Origin of the sequence: Nocardiopsis sp. LOL_012 (genome assembly GCF_048060475.1) — a bacterium.
In the GTDB taxonomy this organism is placed as follows: domain Bacteria; phylum Actinomycetota; class Actinomycetes; order Streptosporangiales; family Streptosporangiaceae; genus Nocardiopsis.
Genome location: NZ_JBHMIV010000009.1, coordinates 63,130 through 79,747, shown reverse-complemented (window position 1 = coordinate 79,747; position 16,618 = coordinate 63,130). Strand labels below are relative to the sequence as shown.

18 protein-coding genes are annotated in these 16,618 nt (G+C 72.1%); 7 read left to right on the top strand and 11 right to left on the bottom strand.

Annotated features, from left to right (window positions below; genetic code table 11):
- Nucleotides 1-137: 137 nt before the first annotated feature.
- Entirely contained in the window at nt 138-1,271 is a 1,134-nt protein-coding gene (locus ACFHWE_RS08120) for a glycosyltransferase family 4 protein (protein ID WP_416599996.1), read from the top strand.
- Between the two features lie 110 nt (nt 1,272-1,381).
- Here ACFHWE_RS08120 and ACFHWE_RS08115 read toward each other — a convergent pair whose 3' ends face one another.
- The 3 genes from ACFHWE_RS08115 to coxB are packed head-to-tail and all read right to left on the bottom strand — an operon-like array spanning nt 1,382 to nt 4,221.
- Nucleotides 1,382-1,807 carry a cytochrome c oxidase subunit 4 gene (locus ACFHWE_RS08115; RefSeq protein ID WP_028649665.1) on the bottom strand — a complete coding sequence of 142 codons (426 nt, stop codon included), beginning with the start codon at nt 1,805-1,807 and terminating at the stop codon, nt 1,382-1,384.
- A gap of 12 nt (nt 1,808-1,819) precedes the next feature.
- Complete coding sequence (gene ctaD, locus ACFHWE_RS08110; RefSeq protein ID WP_416599995.1) at nt 1,820-3,493, bottom strand: cytochrome c oxidase subunit I; 1,674 nt, start codon at nt 3,491-3,493, stop codon at nt 1,820-1,822.
- A complete protein-coding gene (gene coxB / locus ACFHWE_RS08105; RefSeq protein ID WP_416600064.1) occupies nt 3,493-4,221 on the bottom strand; it encodes a cytochrome c oxidase subunit II in 729 nt (242 codons plus the stop codon). Before coxB ends, ctaD begins: the two co-directional genes overlap by 1 nt.
- A 550-nt stretch (nt 4,222-4,771) precedes the next feature.
- Here coxB and ACFHWE_RS08100 point away from each other — a divergent pair.
- Nucleotides 4,772-5,020: a sulfurtransferase TusA family protein gene (locus ACFHWE_RS08100; RefSeq protein WP_416599994.1), complete on the top strand. Its 249-nt coding sequence runs from the start codon at nt 4,772-4,774 to the stop codon at nt 5,018-5,020.
- Between the two features lie 126 nt (nt 5,021-5,146).
- Here the strand turns inward: ACFHWE_RS08100 and rpsD are convergent, their stop codons facing one another.
- The 7 genes from rpsD to ACFHWE_RS08065 form a co-directional block, all read right to left on the bottom strand.
- Entirely contained in the window at nt 5,147-5,758 is a 612-nt protein-coding gene (gene rpsD / locus ACFHWE_RS08095) for a 30S ribosomal protein S4 (RefSeq protein ID WP_028649668.1), read from the bottom strand.
- Nucleotides 5,759-6,083: 325 nt separating this feature from the next.
- Nucleotides 6,084-7,055 carry a carbohydrate kinase family protein gene (locus ACFHWE_RS08090; RefSeq protein ID WP_416599993.1) on the bottom strand — a complete coding sequence of 324 codons (972 nt, stop codon included), beginning with the start codon at nt 7,053-7,055 and terminating at the stop codon, nt 6,084-6,086.
- Between the two features lie 205 nt (nt 7,056-7,260).
- Nucleotides 7,261-7,608: a HesB/IscA family protein gene (locus ACFHWE_RS08085; RefSeq protein WP_028649670.1), complete on the bottom strand. Its 348-nt coding sequence runs from the start codon at nt 7,606-7,608 to the stop codon at nt 7,261-7,263.
- A gap of 257 nt (nt 7,609-7,865) precedes the next feature.
- On the bottom strand, nt 7,866-8,459 hold the full coding sequence (gene pspAB / locus ACFHWE_RS08080) for a PspA-associated protein PspAB (protein WP_416600062.1): 594 nt from the start codon (nt 8,457-8,459) through the stop codon (nt 7,866-7,868).
- Between the two features lie 24 nt (nt 8,460-8,483).
- Nucleotides 8,484-9,410 (bottom strand): zinc metalloprotease HtpX, encoded by a 927-nt coding sequence (htpX, locus tag ACFHWE_RS08075; protein WP_416599992.1) that lies wholly within the window; start codon nt 9,408-9,410, stop codon nt 8,484-8,486.
- A 135-nt stretch (nt 9,411-9,545) separates the two neighbouring features.
- Nucleotides 9,546-9,824: a PspA-associated protein PspAA gene (gene pspAA, locus ACFHWE_RS08070; RefSeq protein ID WP_028649673.1), complete on the bottom strand. Its 279-nt coding sequence runs from the start codon at nt 9,822-9,824 to the stop codon at nt 9,546-9,548.
- A complete protein-coding gene (locus ACFHWE_RS08065) occupies nt 9,821-10,576 on the bottom strand; it encodes a PspA/IM30 family protein (RefSeq protein WP_416599991.1) in 756 nt (251 codons plus the stop codon). Before ACFHWE_RS08065 ends, pspAA begins: the two co-directional genes overlap by 4 nt.
- A gap of 117 nt (nt 10,577-10,693) precedes the next feature.
- Here ACFHWE_RS08065 and ACFHWE_RS08060 point away from each other — a divergent pair, with 117 nt between their 5' ends.
- Both ACFHWE_RS08060 and ACFHWE_RS08055 read left to right on the top strand, forming a co-directional pair.
- Complete coding sequence (locus tag ACFHWE_RS08060; protein WP_416599990.1) at nt 10,694-11,353, top strand: DUF3043 domain-containing protein; 660 nt, start codon at nt 10,694-10,696, stop codon at nt 11,351-11,353.
- 123 nt (nt 11,354-11,476) lie between these two features.
- Entirely contained in the window at nt 11,477-12,484 is a 1,008-nt protein-coding gene (locus tag ACFHWE_RS08055) for an aldo/keto reductase family protein (protein WP_416599989.1), read from the top strand.
- A 42-nt stretch (nt 12,485-12,526) separates the two neighbouring features.
- On the opposite strand, the gene ACFHWE_RS08050 is transcribed toward ACFHWE_RS08055, so the two are convergent.
- Nucleotides 12,527-12,733 (bottom strand): hypothetical protein, encoded by a 207-nt coding sequence (locus tag ACFHWE_RS08050; RefSeq protein WP_416599988.1) that lies wholly within the window; start codon nt 12,731-12,733, stop codon nt 12,527-12,529.
- Between the two features lie 206 nt (nt 12,734-12,939).
- Here ACFHWE_RS08050 and ACFHWE_RS08045 point away from each other — a divergent pair, with 206 nt between their 5' ends.
- From ACFHWE_RS08045 to ACFHWE_RS08035, 3 genes are all read left to right on the top strand, one after another.
- Nucleotides 12,940-13,935, top strand: coding sequence for a bifunctional adenosylcobinamide kinase/adenosylcobinamide-phosphate guanylyltransferase (locus ACFHWE_RS08045; RefSeq protein ID WP_416600061.1), 996 nt, complete (start codon nt 12,940-12,942; stop codon nt 13,933-13,935).
- Between the two features lie 26 nt (nt 13,936-13,961).
- Nucleotides 13,962-14,720, top strand: a complete 759-nt coding sequence (locus tag ACFHWE_RS08040; protein WP_416600060.1) for an adenosylcobinamide-GDP ribazoletransferase — start codon at nt 13,962-13,964, stop codon at nt 14,718-14,720.
- A 293-nt stretch (nt 14,721-15,013) separates the two neighbouring features.
- Complete coding sequence (locus ACFHWE_RS08035; RefSeq protein WP_416599987.1) at nt 15,014-16,528, top strand: leucyl aminopeptidase; 1,515 nt, start codon at nt 15,014-15,016, stop codon at nt 16,526-16,528.
- Nucleotides 16,529-16,618: the final 90 nt, after the last annotated feature.

The following is a 16,618-nucleotide window of genomic DNA, read 5'->3' as shown; positions in this document are numbered from 1 at the left end:
TTCCCGGCCCCCGCGGAGGGGGCGTAGAGCGGCGGAGCCAGGGTTCGCCCCACGGAGAACCCCGGCCGCCGCGAAACCCGGGAGCCGCGCCGCACGTGTGCGTTGAGGCCGCTCCGGGGGCCTTCTAGACTCGCCCCGTGCCGCGAACACTGATCATCACCAACGACTTCCCGCCCAAGGCCGGGGGCATCGAGTCCTTCGTGCACGAGATGGCCCTGCGCCGCCCCGAGGGGTCGGTGGTGGTGTACTGCTCCTCGCCGTCACCGCGTGAGGCCGCCGCCGATCCGGACTTCGACCTGCGCCAGCCCTTCCCCGTCGTGCGCGACGCGGCGCGCGTGCTGCTGCCCACCCGGCGCGTGGCCGCCCGGGCCCGCACCATCGCCGAACTGGAGGGGTGCGACTCAGTGCTCTACGGCGCCGCCGCACCGCTGGGGCTGCTCGCGCCCAGCCTGGGAGAGGTCGTGCGCCGGCAGGTGGCCGTCAGCCACGGGCACGAGGCCTGGTGGGCGGCGCTGCCCGGTTCCCGGCAGGCGCTGCGCCGGATCGGCGACTCCGTGGACACCGTCACCTACCTGGGCGACTACACGCGGAGCCGTCTGGCCGGAGCGCTCTCCCCCGGGGCCGCGGCCCGGATGCGCAGGCTCGCCCCGGGGGTGGACACCGACCTCTTCCGACCCGGCTGCGGCGGCGGCGAGGTACGGCGGCGGCTTGGCCTGGAGGGGCGCCCCGTGGTGGTGTGCGTGTCCCGGCTGGTGCCCCGCAAGGGGCAGGACACGCTGATCCGGGCCTGGCCGCGCGTCCTGGCCGAGGTGCCCGACGCCGCCCTGCTCGTCGTCGGCGACGGCCCGCACCGCGCGAGGCTGCTGGCGGCAGCGCGCGGCATGGACTCGGTGGTCTTCACCGGCTCCGTGCGCCACGACCGCCTGCCGCCCTACCTCGACGCCGGGGACGTCTTCGCCATGCCCTGCCGCACCCGCAGGGGCGGCCTGGAGGTGGAGGGGCTGGGCATCGTCTACCTGGAGGCCTCGGCCGTGGGACTGCCCGTGGTGGCGGGCGACTCGGGAGGGGCCCCGGACACGGTCGCCGACGGCGAGACGGGGTACGTGGTCGACGGCTCGCTGCCGGGCCCCGCCGCGCGGGCGGTCCTGCGTCTGCTGCGCGACCCGGAGCACGCCGTGAAGATGGGCGCACGCGGCCGGGAGCGGGTCGCCCGGGAGTGGACCTGGAAGAGCGCCGCCGAGCGCCTGGACGCGCTCCTGGCCGCCCCCTGAGGCCTCCGGTGCGAGGCCCCGGGAGACGGGAAGGCCCCGGCGGTCGGACCGCTCCCGTATCCACGGGAGGCGTCCGGCCGCCGGGGCCGCAGCGCTCGGGCGGGGTGCCCCTAGTGCTGGAACTCCTTGCGGTAGTACTCGAAGACCCAGCCGATGGCGGTGAGGGTCACGGCCAGGGCGCCGATGAACACCATCCACCAGCCGATCGCCACACCCACCGCCATGAAGGCGACGGCCAGGGCCACGAACATCGGCCACCAACTGTGCGGGCTGAAGAAGCCGTACTCGCCCTCGTTGTCGTCGATCTCGCCGTCGAGGCGGTCCTCCGGCGGCAGGCCGTGGAAGTGCTCGCTGCGGCGGGCGGCCTGCCAGAGCCAGAAGCCCATCATCCACCCGAAGCCGATCGCGACGATGAGCGCCGTGGAGCCGGCCCACTCGATACCGCCGGTGTCCTGGTAGGACCAGTACATGTACAGCAGGGCGGCCAGACCGAAGAAGGTCGAAACGCCCATGAACAGATAGGCCTGCATCTTCATGTGGTGTCCGCCCTATTCCTTCGTGGCGTCCGCCGGGACGGCGCCCGGGGCCGCAGCGTGCGGGTGGTTGAGGTCGAAGGCCGGACGCTCGGACCGGATCCGCGGCAGCGACGTGAAGTTGTGCCGCGGTGGCGGGCAGGAGGTCGCCCACTCCAGGGAGCAGCCGTAGCCCCACGGGTCGTCCACCGTGACCTTCGGCGCCCTCTTCGCCGTGACGTACACGTTCCAGAAGAACAGCAGCGTGGACGCGGCGAGCACGAACGAGGAGATCGAGGAGAACTGGTTGAGCCCCGTGAAGCCGTCACCCGGCAGGTAGTCGGCGTAGCGGCGGGGGAAGCCCATGGCGCCCAGCCAGTGCTGCACCAGGAACGTGCCGTGGAAGCCCAGGAAGAGCAGCCAGAAGTGGATCTTGCCCAGCCGCTCGTCGAGCATCCGCCCGGTGAACTTGGGCCACCAGAAGTAGAAGCCCGCGAACATCGCGAAGACCACGGTGCCGAACACCACGTAGTGGAAGTGGGCCACCACGAAGTAGGAGTCGGTGACGTGGAAGTCGATGGGCGGGGAGGCCAGCAGGACACCGGTGAGGCCGCCGAAGAGGAAGGTCACCATGAAGCCGATGGTGAACAGCATCGGGGTCTCGAAGCTGAGCTGGCCCCGCCACATCGTGCCGATCCAGTTGAAGAACTTCACACCGGTGGGCACCGCGATGAGGAACGTCATGAACGAGAAGAACGGCAGCAGCACCGCGCCGGTCGGGAACATGTGGTGCGCCCACACGGTCACGGACAGGCCGGCGATGGCGATCGTGGCGCCCACGAGGCTCTTGTAGCCGAAGATCGGCTTGCGGCTGAACACCGGCAGGATCTCCGTCGCGATACCGAAGAACGGCAGCGCGATGATGTACACCTCGGGGTGGCCGAAGAACCAGAACAGGTGCTGCCAGAGGATGGCGCCGCCGTGCGCGGGGTCGAACACGTGGGTGCCGACCATGCGGTCGGCGCCCAGCGCGATGAGCGCGGCGGTCAGGACCGGGAACGCGATGAGGACCAGCAGGCTGGTGAGCATCGTGTTCCAGCAGAAGATCGGCATGCGGAACATCGTCATACCGGGGGCGCGCATGCACAGGCCGGTGGTGATGAAGTTGACCGCGCCGAGGATGGTGCCCAGACCGGACACGGCCAGGCCCATGATCCACAGGTCGCCGCCCAGCCCCGGGGAGCGGACCGCGTCCGACAGGGGGGTGTAGGCGAACCAGCCGAAGCTGGCGGCGCCGCCGGGGGTGAGGAAGCCGCTGACGGCGATGAGGCTGCCGAACAGGAACAGGTAGTAGCCGAACAGGTTGATCCTGGGGAAGGCCACGTCGGGGGCGCCGATCTGCAGCGGCATGATGATGTTGGAGAACCCGACGAACAGCGGGGTCGCGAACATCAGCAGCATGATCGTGCCGTGCATGGTGAACATCTGGTTGAACTGCTCGTTGGACAGGACCTGCATGCCCGGGTAGAACAGCTCGGCCCGCATGAGCAGGGCCAGGACGCCGCCGAAGAGGAAGAAGGCGAACGAGGTGATCAGGTACATGTACCCGATGACCTTGTGGTCGGTCGACGTCAGCCAGTTGACGATGATCGACCCTTTGCGCGTCGGGGCCTGGGCACCGGCGCGGGGTTCACTGGTCGTCGTGGTCATTACGCGTCATTCTCCTCGGCTCGGGCCTCTTCGGAGGCCGCGGCCTCCTGTTCCTGGGCCCACGCCTCGTACTCGTCCTGGGGGAGGACCTCGACGTTGAAGAGCATGCGGGTGTGGTCCACACCGCACAGCTCGGCGCATCGGCCGACGTACTCACCGGCGGTGCCCTCGTCGATCCGCACCTGGAAGGCGTTGTCCCGCCCGGGGACGACGTCCATCTTGAACGCGAACGCCGGGACCCAGAACGAGTGGATGACGTCGGGCGAGTGGAGGTCGAAGTGGACGACCGAGTTCTCGGGGAGGACCAGGGTGGCCTGGGTGGAGCGGTCGGCGGTGCCGTCCGGGTTGGGGATGCCGACCTCGGAGTGGAGCACCTCGCCTCCGTCGGCCTTGGCGGCGTCCATGTAGTTGAACTGCCAGGCCCATTGGAAGGCCACGACCTCGACATGGACGTCCGCCGGCTCCTCGGTGTCGAGGAGGTACGCCTGGTCCCGGGCGGTGAAGTAGAAGAGCACCGAGATGACGACGATCGGCAGGATGGTGTAGAGCGCTTCGATGGGCATGTTGTACCGCACCTGGGGCGGCAACTGCTCAGAGCGCTTGCGGTGGAAGATGATCGACCAGATCATCAGCCCCCATACGAGAATGCCGACCGCGAAAGCCGCCACCCAGGAGCCCTGCCAGAGCGAGAGAACCCGCTCGGCCTGCTCGGTGATCGGCGCCGGCATGCCCAAACGAGTGAGCTCGTTCGACGCGCAGCCGGTCGCGGCCAGCCCCAGCACGGCGAGCGCGGCGCCGCGTGGTGCCCATCGGCGCACAGTGGAGCGCCGATTGTCTTGGCGGGTCGGACTCACGGATTGCCTTCCCAGCGGTGTAGCCCGCGGATCGCCCGCGGGCGGCCTAAGTATCCAAAGCTTGTCAGGGGGAAACATTATCGCGAACCTTCCGACGTCCCGTTCAGGGGCCGACCTGGTCAGCGTGTTGCCAGACGGCCCGGATCCGAACGCGGGGCGCCCGCGTAGAGCCGGGCCTGTCCACCCGCGCGGAGGGAAGGACCTCCCGGCTGGCGACGAGGCGCGGCCCGGCGTCCCCCGGGCTCCCGGCCGCGATGCGCGGGCCGTTCCAGCGGGGGAACGTTCCGGTATTACGGTCGGGACCAAGGCGAGCGTATCGCTGGGTTTACCGCGCCCTTAACCGGGTTCGACTTAACGGCCGTCCCAGGTCAAGATTGGGCCACGGGAGAACCGCACGACGAGGACCGCACCACGGGGAGTGACCGTGCCCGAATACCAGGACCGTCGGCCTCTGGTGACCGTCGAGGCCGTGGGACGCAAGTGCCCGATACCGATCCTCATGCTCGCCCAGCGCCTGCACGAGGTCCCCATCGGCTCGGTCATCGCGGTCACGGCCGACGATCCGGCGGCCAGGTCGGACATCCCCGCGTGGTGCCGGATGAAGATGCACGAGTTCGTCGTGGAGGAGCCCCTGGGCCGGGGCAGTGCGTACCACATCCGCCGCAGGTACTGACGCGGCGCGGGGGCACCACGCCGGGGGCGGCGGGGGCCCGGACGCGGCGCGGGGCCGCGCGGACCTCTCGGTCCGTGCGGCCCCGCGGTACACCCGGACGCCCCGGGCCGTGCGGCCCGGCGGTCCCTAGCGGGCGTAGAACTCGACGACGAGCTGCTCGTCGAACGGAACCGGGATCTGCTCGCGCTTGGGGCGGTCGACGACCGCCACACGCAGGTCCTGGTGGCTGACGGCGAGGTGGCCGGCGATCTTGTCGTCGGCGTGGACGCCCTCGGCGGCCTCGACGAACGGGACCATCTGGCGGGACTTCTCCCGCACGCTGACGATCTGGCCCGGCTTGACCTGGTACGACGGGATGTCGACCTTCTTGCCGTCCACGGTGATGTGGCCGTGGTTGATGAACTGGCGGGCGGCGTAGATGGACGCGGCCAGACCGGCGCGCAGGACCACCGTGGCCAGGCGCATCTCCAGCTCGGCGAGCATCTCCTCACCGGTGCGGCCGGAGCGCTTCTTGGAGTTCTCGTAGACGCGCAGAAGCTGCTTCTCGGTCAGGTCGTAGTACCAGCGCACCTTCTGCTTCTCCGCCTGGCGGACGGCGAAGTCGCTGCTGTTGCGGCGCACACGGCGGCCGTGCTCACCGGGCGGGTACGGACGCTTCTCGAAGTAGCTGACCGCCTTACGGGTCAGCGGGGTACCGGCGCGCCGGGACAACCGCACCTTCGGTCCGGTGTAGCGCATGCGTAGTCCTTTCTGGATGCATCAGGGAATCCCAGGTAAGGCTGGCCTAGATCTGGGAGGCGCTCAGGGCGCCCGAGTCCCACGGCCCCGTGGAAGGGGCGGGTGGAAGCGGGTTCCCCACCGCCGCGGCGACCCTGCGCGGACGGCTCGGGCTCGGTCACCGGCACGCGTTTCAGCGCACCGGGCGGCACGGGGCTCCCCGTGCTGGTCGGCGGCGCCGACCGATTCGGGCAGCGGCCCGGCCCGCGGGGGCCGGGTCGTGCGGGTCGCGACCACCTACTCTACGGCGTCCCGGGCACTGCCCGGACCAGGAGTGCCCGCGCTCTCACACGAACGGCGCGATCTCCCGTGCGGCCTCGGCGCCGTAGGAGCGCTCCAGCCGGTCGAGCAGGGACTCGGCGGTCATCCGGTACTCCTGCGGCCCGTCCGCCTCCAGGCAGTGCACCGCCGTGGCGTTGCCCACCTGGGCGGCGCGCTCCAGCGACAGGCCCCAGGAGTGCGCGGCCAGGAAACCGGCGCGGAACGCGTCACCCACGCCCGTGGGGTCGACGGGGTCGCCGACGGCGGCGGCGGGGACGTGGACGGCCGGCTCGCCGACGCGGTCGATCCGCACGCCCTTGGCTCCCAGGGTGGTGATCCGGGTGCCGACCCGGTCCAAGACCTCCGCCTCGGACCAGCCGGTCTTCTGCTCGGCGAGGGCCTTCTCGTAGTCGTTGCAGAACAGCAGGTCGGCGCCCTCGATCAGGCCGCGGACCCGGGGCCCCTCCATCCGGGCGAGCTGCTGGGAGGGGTCGGCGGCGAAGGGGGTCCCGAGGGTGCGGCACTCCTCGCTGTGGCGGACCATCGCGTCCGGGTCGTCCGCGCCGATGAGCACCAGGTCCAGGCCGCCGAGGCGGTCTGCGATCGGCTTCAGCTCGATGTTGCGCGCCTCGGCCATGGCCCCCGCGTAGAAGGAGGCGATCTGGTTCTGGTCGAGGTCGGTGGTGCAGATGAAGCGGGCGGTGTGGCGCAGTTCGGAGATGCGCACGGCCGATGTGTCGACGCCGTGGCGGTCGAGCCAGGCGCGGTACTCCTCGAAGTCGGCTCCGGCGGCGCCGACCAGGACGGGGCTGAGGCCGAGCACCCCCATGCCGAAGCAGATGTTGGCGGCCACGCCGCCGCGCCGGACGTCCAGTTCGTCGATCAGGAAGGAGAGGGACAGGCGCTGGATCTGGTCCGGGATGATCTGTTCGGCGAACCGGCCCTGGAAGGTCATCAGGTGGTCGGTGGCGATGGATCCGGCAACCGCGATACGCACGGGACGAGGGCTCCTTGCTCGGGACGCTTGGGTCGGGTCCGGCGCGGACTCGGAAGGGAACGCGGCCCGGCCTGGACCGCCCCAGGGTATCGGGGCCGCCCCGCCCCTCGGATAGAGACCGGCCGGACGCGGCGGAGGGGAGGGCGGACACCACCGCCCTCCCCTCCGAGGTGCCGTCGCCGATGCGGCGGGGCCGCCGACGCCCCTAGTTGAAGGAGTCGCCGCAGGCGCAGGAGCCGGTGGCGTTGGGGTTGTCGATGGTGAAGCCCTGCTTCTCGATGGTGTCGACGAAGTCGATGGTGGCGCCCACCAGGTAGGGGGAGCTCATCCGGTCGGTGACGACCTCCACCCCGCCGAAGTCGGAGACCACGTCACCGTCGAGGTCGCGCTCGTCGAAGTAGAGCTGGTAGCGCAGGCCCGAGCAGCCGCCGGGCTGGACGGCGACGCGCAGCCGCAGGTCGTCCCGCCCCTCCTGCTCCAGGAGGGCCCGGACCTTCGCGGACGCCTCGTCGGTGAGGATGATCCCCTCGGTGACCTCGCTCTGAACCGTCATGTTGTCAAGCTCCTCTAGAAAGGGGTAGCGGCTGCCCGGCCACCCCGGGCGGGTGGCGGGACGGACTCCGTCGCGGGGTCCGCTCCTTCTCAACGTGTGTCAACGTCCGGGGCCGGTACCGCATTCCGCCGTGCGGCCGCTGTGTTCTCCCTGCGGGTGCGGCCTTTCCGCCAAGGCGGCGGCCACCGGTCCGCACGAGCCGTTCGTGCCTTCCCAGGGTAGTGTCGCCGGGCCCGGGACGCCATCCCGACCTTCCGTCACTCCGTGCCCCTCAGCCCCGGGGCGCCGTAGACGGGGAACCATCGGGACCGGTCCCGCTCCAGCGGCAGGTCCGAGCCGATAGCCGCCTCCACCCGCAGTTCGAGCGCCGTGTCGCGCCGGTCCGCGCCCACGGGAGCGAAGGGGTAGAAGGTGCCGCGCTTGTAGAGGTAGACCAGTGCGACGGTGCGCCCCCCGGAGTCGGCGAACCCGACGAGGGAGCACAGCAGGGAGGGCCCGTAGCCGGCCGCCTCCAGGGTGGAGTTGACGGCGTGCAGGTCGGTGACCAGGCCGGTGATACCGGGTTCGGCCTCCCCTGCGGCGCGCACCACCAGCCAGGTGTAGCCGTAGTCGTCGAAGACCTGTTCCACGGGCGGCCCTTGGTCGGCGTCGAGCAGTGCGGTGATGTCGCGTTGCAGGTCGGCGAAGGCGGCGCCCTCGCTCGCGCGAAAGGCCACCGAGCCGGTGCCCGTGGGGCCGAACCCGGCCGTGGCCCGCAGTGTGACGGCCGCCGGGGGCAGGCCGAACAGGGCGTCCAGGTCGGGCCGGGCCGGTTCGGATCGGCCCAGGAGCGTGTTCCACAGGCTCTTCAACAAAGCGTCGTCCCCCTCGGTCGGTCAGGAGCCCTGGCCCAACTGACGGGAGATCTCCGACAACTGGGCCAGGCGCTGGTCGACCGGCGGGTGGGTGGCGACCAGTCGGCTCACGTTGAACCCCTTGCGCGAGAACGCGGGGGCGAAGAAGAAGGCGTTGAAGGGCTCGGCCTGGCGCAGGTCGCGCGTGGGGACGCGCGCCATGTCGCCGGTGATCTTGGTGAGGGCGCTGCCGAGCGTGGAGGGGCGACCGGTGAGGTAGGCCGCGGCGCGGTCGGCGGACAGTTCGCGATAGCGGGACAGGGCGCGGGTGAGCAGGAAGCTCAGGACCCAGGCGACGACGCTGACCAGTACGACCAGGAGGGCGATGACGGCCGGGGCCGGGCCGCCGTTGTCGCTGCGGCCTCCGGCCATCCCGCCGAAGGCGGCGAACCGCAGTCCGGCCTGGGTGAGGAAGCCCGCGACGATGCCGAGGAACCCGGCGACGGTCATGACCGCCACGTCGCGGTGCGCCACGTGGGACAGTTCGTGCGCCAGGACCGCCTCCAGCTCCGGGCCGTCCAGGCGCCGCAGCAGGCCGGTCGTGACGCAGACCACGGCGGCCTTCTCGCTGCGCCCGGTGGCGAAGGCGTTGGGCACGTCGGTGTCGGCGATGCCCACGCGGGGCTTGGCCATGTCGGCCAGGGCGCACAGGCGGTCGATCGTGCCGTGCAGCTCGGGGGCCTGTGCGGGGGACACCTCGCGGGCGCCCATGGAGAACAGGGCGATCCGGTCGGAGGTGAAGTAGGACAGCAGGGCGAAGCCGCCCACGATGGCCAGGACCAGCACGATGTTCATGCCGACCACGACCAGCGCGACCACGAACACGACGTAGACGAGGGCGAGCAGCCCCATGGTGGTGACCATGCGGGCGGTGAGCCCGCGGTCCGGTCTGAACTTCGAACCCGCCATGGCGATGCCTCCCATCCCCTGACCGAAAGTCTAGTTCGCGCAGGTCGGAATGGGTCGACCAACACCTCGGCCGCCGCGATCGCGTTCAGATCGCGGCGGCCGGGGGTCGAGCGCACACGCGGGGGCCGGGCTCGGCTAGCCGGGGATGAGGCCGTCGTCCTGGAGCATGTCCCGGACCTCTTCCATGGTGGCGTCGGCCGGGGGGAGGATGAACTGGGACGGTTCGAGGGCGTCGGCGGCCAGCGGGCTGCCGTGCTCGCGCACCTTGGCCAGCAGGTCGTGCAGCGCCTGGCGGAACGCGTCCTCGTCGCCGGACTCGATCGCCCCCTCCAGCGCGGAGTCGAAGGAGTTCAGCAGGTCGAGGTCGGCGTCGGTGAGGTCGAGCTGGCCCTCACCCATAATCCGGACGATCATGAGCCCTCCTTGGTGTTGCCGCCCTCGATCTGCCGGGTGGTGGAGGCGTCCCCCTGGCCCAGCTCCGACTTCATCCGCTCCAGCTCGGCGTCGACGCCGGTGGTGCTGGCCATGCGGTCGAGCTCGGCCTGGATGTCGTCCTTGGACTCGCCGGTGACGTCGTCCAGGGCCCCGGAGGCGAGGAGCTCGTCGACGGCACCCGCGCGGGCCTGCATCTGCGCGGTCTTGTCCTCGGCGCGCTGGACCGCCATGCCGACGTCGCCCATCTCCTCGGAGATGCCGGAGAAGGCCTCCCCGATCTGCGACTGTGCCTGGGCGGCGGTGTAGTTGGCCTTGATGGTCTCCTTGCGCGTGCGGAAGGCGTCCACCTTGGCCTGGAGGCGCTGGGCCGCCGTCGTGAGCTTCTGCTCCTCGTTCTGGAGGTTGGCGTGCTGCTCGCGCAGGCCGCTGATCTGGCTGTCGAGCCCGGAGCGGCGCGTCAGGGCCTCGCGGGCGAGGTCCTCGCGGCCCTGCTCCAGGGCGGCACGGCCCTGGTTCTGGAGCTTGTCGGACTGCTGTTCGAGCTGCTGGATCTGGAGTTCGACGCGCTTGCGGGAGGTGGCGACGTCCGCCACACCGCGGCGCACCTTCTGCAGCAGCTCAAGCTGCTTCTGGTACGAGTAGTCGAGGGTCTCCCGAGGGTCCTCGACCGAGTCCATGGCCTTGTTGGCCTTGGACTTGAAGATCATGGAAAGTCGCTGAAACACGCTCATCCGCGTGGCCGTCCCCTTCTCGGTGCGTATATCGGCTGTTCCCAGAGGGCGCTTTGCCCAACCCTACGCGGTCTGGCCCACGGTCGCCATAAAGCCGTGACCGGCTACCCTGAGGGTGTGTTCCGACGTCGCTCCACTTCCGCAGCCGCGGATTCGCCATCTTCCGAATCCGCTAGCCACGAGTCCGCTGAGGCCACCCAACCTAAGGGATACACGCCCAAGAAGGGCGTCCCGACCCCGAAGCGCAGGGAGTCCGAACCAGACCTGCGCAGGCCGCACAAGGTGCCCGAGAACCGCAAGGAGGCCTACCGGGCCTACCGCGAGCGCCTGGAGCGCCAGGGCGGGAAGGGCGGCCGGGGGGCCACGGCCCGCCGCATGCCCGGTGTCCCGCAGGGCGAGGAGAAGTACTTCCGCCAGGCCGACCTGGGGGAGGCGCGCGCCTACGCGCGCGACTTCGTCGACTCCCGCCGCAGCGCCAGTGAGTTCTTCCTTCCCTTCTCGATCCTCATCGTTGTCCTGTTGTTCGTCGAGATGCCGCTCTTCCAGATCGGTGTGGCCTACGTCCTGTGGCCGCTGATGATGGTGACGATCCTCGTCGAGGGGTTCTTCGTGGGGCGCACGGTCAAACGGCGCGCCGCCGAGTACTTCCCCGACGACCCCATGGTCAGGGGGGTGGGCATGTACGCGGCCATGCGCCAGCTCCAGTTCCGCCGCCTGCGCCTGCCCAAGCCCCGGATCAGGGTCCGCGAGGACCCCACGCCGCGCGGCGCGCGCTGAGGCGGCCCGAACGCGAGCAGGGCCGGTGCGCCGCACCGGCCCTTCGCCGTGTCGGCGGCGCCCCACCCATGGGAGCGTTCCCACACGCCGGTGTCCCGGCCGCACCCGGTTACAGTGCTGCCCATGGACTTTCGGCACCTTGGCAGCACCGGCCTGATCATCAGCGAGATCGCCTACGGCAACTGGCTCACCCACGGCTCCCAGGTCGAGGAGGAGACCGCCCTGGCCTGCGTCCGCGCCGCTCTGGACGCGGGCATCACCACGTTCGACACCGCCGACGTCTACGCCCAGGGCAGGGCGGAGGAGGTCCTGGGGCGGGCGCTCAAGGGCGAGCGCCGAGACGGACTGGAGATCTTCTCCAAGGTCTTCTGGCCCATGGGCGAGGGCAGGAACGACAAGGGCCTGTCGCGCAAGCACATCGTCAGGGGCGTGGAGGACTCCCTGCGCCGCCTGGGCACCGACTACCTGGACCTTTACCAGGCGCACCGGTTCGACTACACCACCCCGCTGGAGGAGACCATGCGGGCCTTCGAGGACCTCGTCCGCCAGGGCAAGGTCCTCTACGTCGGGGTGTCCGAGTGGCGCGCCGAGGAGATCGAGCGCGCGCTCAGGATCGCCGACGAGATGGGCTTCGACCGCATCGTCTCCAACCAGCCGCAGTACAACATGCTGTGGCGGGTCATCGAATCCGAGGTGGTCCCCCTGTGCGAGCGGGAGGGGCTCGGCCAGATCGTCTGGTCGCCCATCGCCGGCGGCGTGCTCAGCGGCAAGTACAAGCCGGGACGGGAAGCGCCGGCCGGGTCACGGGCGGCCGACCCGAAGCACGGCCACTTCGTCGCCGGGCTGACCGGGAACGAGGCACTGCTGGAGAAGGTGCAGCAGCTGGAGCCGCTGGCCGCCGAGGCGGGGCTGTCGCTGCCGCAGCTCGCCGTGGCCTGGGTCCTGCAGAACAGCAATGTGTCCGCGGCCATCATCGGCGCCTCCCGCCCCGAACAGGTGGCGGACAACGTCCAGGCGGCCGGGGTGAAGCTGGAGGCCGACCTGCTCGCCCGCATCGACGAGGTGCTGGGCGAGAGCGTCAAGCGCGACCCGGCCCTGACCGTGAGCCCGGAGAACGTCCGCGGCCGGTAGGCGCACCGGCCCTCCCGGCCGCGCGCCGGGAGGGCCGCAAGGTCACTGGACGGGTTCCAGGCTCATCTCGTAGACCTCGCGGTCGCCGTCCAGCAGGGCGACCCGGCCCACGCCGCCGTCGCTGAGCGTGCGCCAGTGCTCCCCCAGCCAGCTCTCCGCGTCGCCGCGCGAGGGGAACTGCTCCGAGGACGGCTCACCCTGAGCCGGAGCCCCTCCGTCGGCCGTGAGGTATCGCCAGGTCCACGCCATGTCCGACCGCCCTTCGTCGCGAATGTCACAGTGCCGGTCACCGCTTCGCGGTTTCGAGCTTAACGAAGGTTCGGCCTCCGATGCTGTTTACTGCTCGCGTGCGTATCCGATTCCTGGGCACGGCGGGCCAGGCCGGCTGGCCGGCCCCGCAGTGCACCTGCTCGTCCTGCAACCTGGCGCAGGCGGAGCGCCGCCTGCCCCTGCGCGTGACCGTCGACGACGGCTTCCGTATCCGCGAGGAGGGGGCCGTGGGGACGGTCCCGCCCGCCTACACGGTCACCCCCACCCCGGACGGCACCCTGGTGGAGGGGCCCAGCGGCGGCCGCCTCCTGTACGCGCGCTCCATACCGGGTCCGCTGCCCGAGACACCGCCCGTGTGGGAACGCCCCGGCGACGCCCCCGCCTCGTCCTCCGCGGCCCCGCCCCAGCAGGTGGACACGGTGATCGTCGACGCGGTCCGGCGCCCCGAGGTGATCGGTGAACTGCGCCGTTCGGGGGTGATCGGGACGACCACCGCCGTGGTGGCGGTGGGGGGCGACCACCGGGTCCGCTCCCCCGCCGAGTTCGCCCGCCGCGCCCGCCTGTGGGGCGCCTTCGCCCCCAGCGACGGCCACGTCCTCTCGTGTCCGCCCTCGGTCTGGCCCGACTCGCGGCCCCACGGCCCGCACCGCGTCCTGGTCACCGGCGGGGTCCGGTCGGGCAAGTCCACCGAGGCGGAACTGCGCCTGACCGCCGAGCCCCGGGTGGCCTACGCCGCCACGGGCCCCGCCGCCGACCCGGAGGTCGACCCCGAGTGGGCCGAGCGGGTCGCCCTGCACGTCCGGCGCCGCCCCTGGTGGTGGACGACCGAGGAGACCACCGACCTGGTGTCGCTGCTCAAGGGGGCGCGCGGCGCCGTCCTGGTGGACTGCCTGGGCACCTGGCTGACCGACGCGATGGGACGGCACGGGCTGTGGCGGGCTGCGCCCCCCTCCGACGCCGAGGAACGCCTGGAGGACGAACTGCGGGCCCTGGTGGAGGCCTGGCGGTCCACGCGGGCCTACGTGGTGGGGGTGACCAACGAGGCGGGCTCGGGCGTGGTCCCCATGACCCGCGCCGGACGGCTGTTCCGGGACCGGCTGGGCACGCTCAACCAGTGGGTGGCCGCCGAGTCCGAAGAGGTCGTGCTGACGGTGGCCGGGCGCGTGCTGGAGCTTCCGTGAGCGGCGACGCCGCCGCGGGCGCGCGGATGGCCCTGGGCACGTTCACCGTGGTGCCGGTGCGGGTGGAGCGCGTGGACCGCGCCGTGGCGGGGTGGGCGATGTTCTGGGCCGCCCCGCTGGGCGCGCTCCTGGGCGCGGTGGTCGGCGCGGTCGCGGCGGCGGGCGCGGCGGCCGGGCTGTCGGACGCGCTGGCCGCGCTGCTGGGCGTCGGTCTGGGGGCGCTGCTGACCCGGGGCCTGCACCTGGACGGGCTGGCCGACCTGGCCGACGGCCTGGGCAGCGGTCGGCCCGCCTCGGGGGCCCTGGAAGTGATGCGGCGCTCCGACATCGGCCCGTTCGGGGTGGTCACCCTGGTGGTGGTCCTGGGTGCCCAGGTGCTGGCCCTGGGGCAGATGGTCGAAGCCTCCCCGGCGGCGGCCGTCGCCGGAGCGGCCTCGGCGTGGGCGGCCGGGCGGCTGGCGGTGACCCTGGCGTGCACGCCGCGGGTGCCCTCGGCCCGCACCGACGGACTGGGGGCGATGGTGGCGGGAACGGTGCGCGCCCCGGCGGCGACGGCGGCGTGCGCGGTCACGGCGGCGGTGTGCGCGGCGGGCTGGGCGCACACGCCGTGGACGGCGGCGGCCTGCGCCGCGGGGGCGGTGGCCGCACTGGCGGTGGCGGGCGTACTGCTGCGGCGCGCGGTGCGCCGCCTGGGCGGTGTGACGGGTGATGTACTCGGGGCGCTCGCGGAGTCCGGGGGCGCGTCCGCACTGGTGGTGGCGGCCGCCGTCGCCTCCTGGAGCTGACGGGGCAGCTCCGGGACCTCACCGGGATCCGGCGGCCTCCGAGAGGAGGTGTCACCCTGGTCACATTTTTTCACAGCGCCCCCGGGTGCGGCCCGGACCGGCCGGGGACGCGTCCAGGAACCCCCTGTGGCACCCTCCACCAGCGGCCAGATCCCCCCTCGCGGGGCACGCGCGAGAGGGCCGCCCCGGGCCCCGACCGGCCTCCCCTCCCCCTCGGAGTGCCGCGCCAGGGGCCCCGGGGGCACGGGGTGCCGCGTCGCCCGCGCGTACGTGGGACGACTAGCATCGGGGATGTGAGCACGTCGTTGTCAGTAATTACGGAGTCCCCCAGTTCGCTCGACGCCGACGCGATCGTCGTCGGCTACCACTCCGGAGGCGAGACTCCGGAGCCAGCATCGGGCGCTCGTGACGTCGACGCCGCCTTCTCCGGCGGCCTCGGCACGACCCTGTCGCTCCTGGGAGCGAGCGGCGCCCCCGAGGAGGTGCACACCCTTGCCTCCCTCGGAGCCGTGACGGCCCCGGTCGTGGTCGCGGTCGGTCTCGGACCGGCCCCCCGCGACGGCGCCGTCGACTCCGAAGTCCTGTCCCGTGCCGCCGGGGCCGCCCTGCGGTCCCTGGCCGCACGCCCGGAGGGCGCGGGCCGCGTCGCGCTGGCCCTGCCCGCCGACACCGCCGCGGAGGCGGGCTCGGCGGCGCTCGGAGCACGTCTGGGCGCCTACTCCTACGACCGGTACCGCACCGCGGGGAGGACGGAGCCCGCGAGCGGACGGTACACCTCCCTGAGCGTGGTCTCGGGCGCCGACGGCGCCGCCGAGGCCGTGGAGCGCGCCGGGGTCCTGGCCGACGCGGTCTGCCTCACCCGCGACCTCGTCAACACGGCCCCCGCCGACCTGGTCCCCGAGGACCTGGCCGCCGCGGCCCAGGAGGCCGCCGCGCAGGACGGTCTGGCGATCGAGGTCCTGGACGAGCGGGCACTGGCCGAGGGCGGCTACGGCGGCCTGACCGGGGTCGGCCAGGGTTCGGTGAACCCGCCGCGCCTGGTCCGCCTGGCCCACTCCCACCCGAAGGCGACCAAGACCATCGCCTTCGTCGGCAAGGGCATCACCTTCGACTCGGGCGGCCTGTCCCTCAAGCCCGCGGGTTCGATGGACTGGATGAAGTCCGACATGGCCGGCGCTGCCGCCGTGCTCGCGGCGATGCGCGCCATCGCCGCCCTGGAGCTGAAGGTCAACGTCGTCGGCTACCTGGCCGTGGCGGAGAACATGCCCAGCGGCACCGCGCAGCGGCCCTCCGACGTCCTGAGCATCTACGGCGGCAAGACGGTGGAGGTGCTCAACACCGACGCCGAGGGGCGCCTGGTCATGGCCGACGCCCTGGTGCGCGCCCAGGAGGACGGACCGGACCTGATCGTGGACATCGCAACGCTGACCGGCGCGCAGCTCGTCGCGCTCGGGGCCCGCGTGTTCGCGGTCATGGCCAACGGCGACGAGGTGCGCGAGCAAGTCACCGCCGCGGCCGGCACCGCGGGCGAGGCCGCCTGGCCGATGCCGCTCCCGGCGGAGCTGCGCTCGGGCCTGGACTCCTCCGTCGCCGACATCGCGAACGTGTCCGCGGAGCGCTGGGGCGGCATGCTCTCCGCCGGCGTGTTCCTCAAGGAGTTCATCGAGGAGGGCGTCGCCTGGGCGCACCTCGACATCGCGGGACCGTCCTTCAACCAGGGCGGCCCCCACGGCTACACCCCCAAGGGAGGCACCGGTGCGGGCACCCGCACGCTGGTCCGCCTCGCCGAGGAGTACGCCGCCATGTGACCCCCGGGGCGGGGCGTCGCTTCCATGAGCCGGAGGACGCCCCGCCTCGGTCCCCCGCGGCCTGGGCACCGTCCCCCCGACGCCCGCTCC

Bases quoted from the DNA above. Each gene is read 5' to 3' on its own strand.
- pspAA (WP_028649673.1), bottom strand. From the start codon at position 9,824: ATGATCGTCCGGATTATGGGTGAGGGCCAGCTCGACCTCACCGACGCC.
- htpX (WP_416599992.1), bottom strand. From the start codon at position 9,410: ATGGCGGGTTCGAAGTTCAGACCGGACCGCGGGCTCACCGCCCGCATG.
- rpsD (WP_028649668.1), bottom strand. From the start codon at position 5,758: ATGCGCTACACCGGACCGAAGGTGCGGTTGTCCCGGCGCGCCGGTACC.
- ACFHWE_RS08050 (WP_416599988.1), bottom strand. From the start codon at position 12,733: ATGGCGTGGACCTGGCGATACCTCACGGCCGACGGAGGGGCTCCGGCT.
- ACFHWE_RS08040 (WP_416600060.1), top strand. From the start codon at position 13,962: ATGGCCCTGGGCACGTTCACCGTGGTGCCGGTGCGGGTGGAGCGCGTG.
- ctaD (WP_416599995.1), bottom strand. From the start codon at position 3,493: ATGACCACGACGACCAGTGAACCCCGCGCCGGTGCCCAGGCCCCGACG.
- ACFHWE_RS08085 (WP_028649670.1), bottom strand. From the start codon at position 7,608: ATGACGGTTCAGAGCGAGGTCACCGAGGGGATCATCCTCACCGACGAG.
- coxB (WP_416600064.1), bottom strand. From the start codon at position 4,221: ATGCCGGCGCCGATCACCGAGCAGGCCGAGCGGGTTCTCTCGCTCTGG.
- ACFHWE_RS08065 (WP_416599991.1), bottom strand. From the start codon at position 10,576: ATGAGCGTGTTTCAGCGACTTTCCATGATCTTCAAGTCCAAGGCCAAC.
- ACFHWE_RS08055 (WP_416599989.1), top strand. From the start codon at position 11,477: ATGGACTTTCGGCACCTTGGCAGCACCGGCCTGATCATCAGCGAGATC.
- ACFHWE_RS08115 (WP_028649665.1), bottom strand. From the start codon at position 1,807: ATGAAGATGCAGGCCTATCTGTTCATGGGCGTTTCGACCTTCTTCGGT.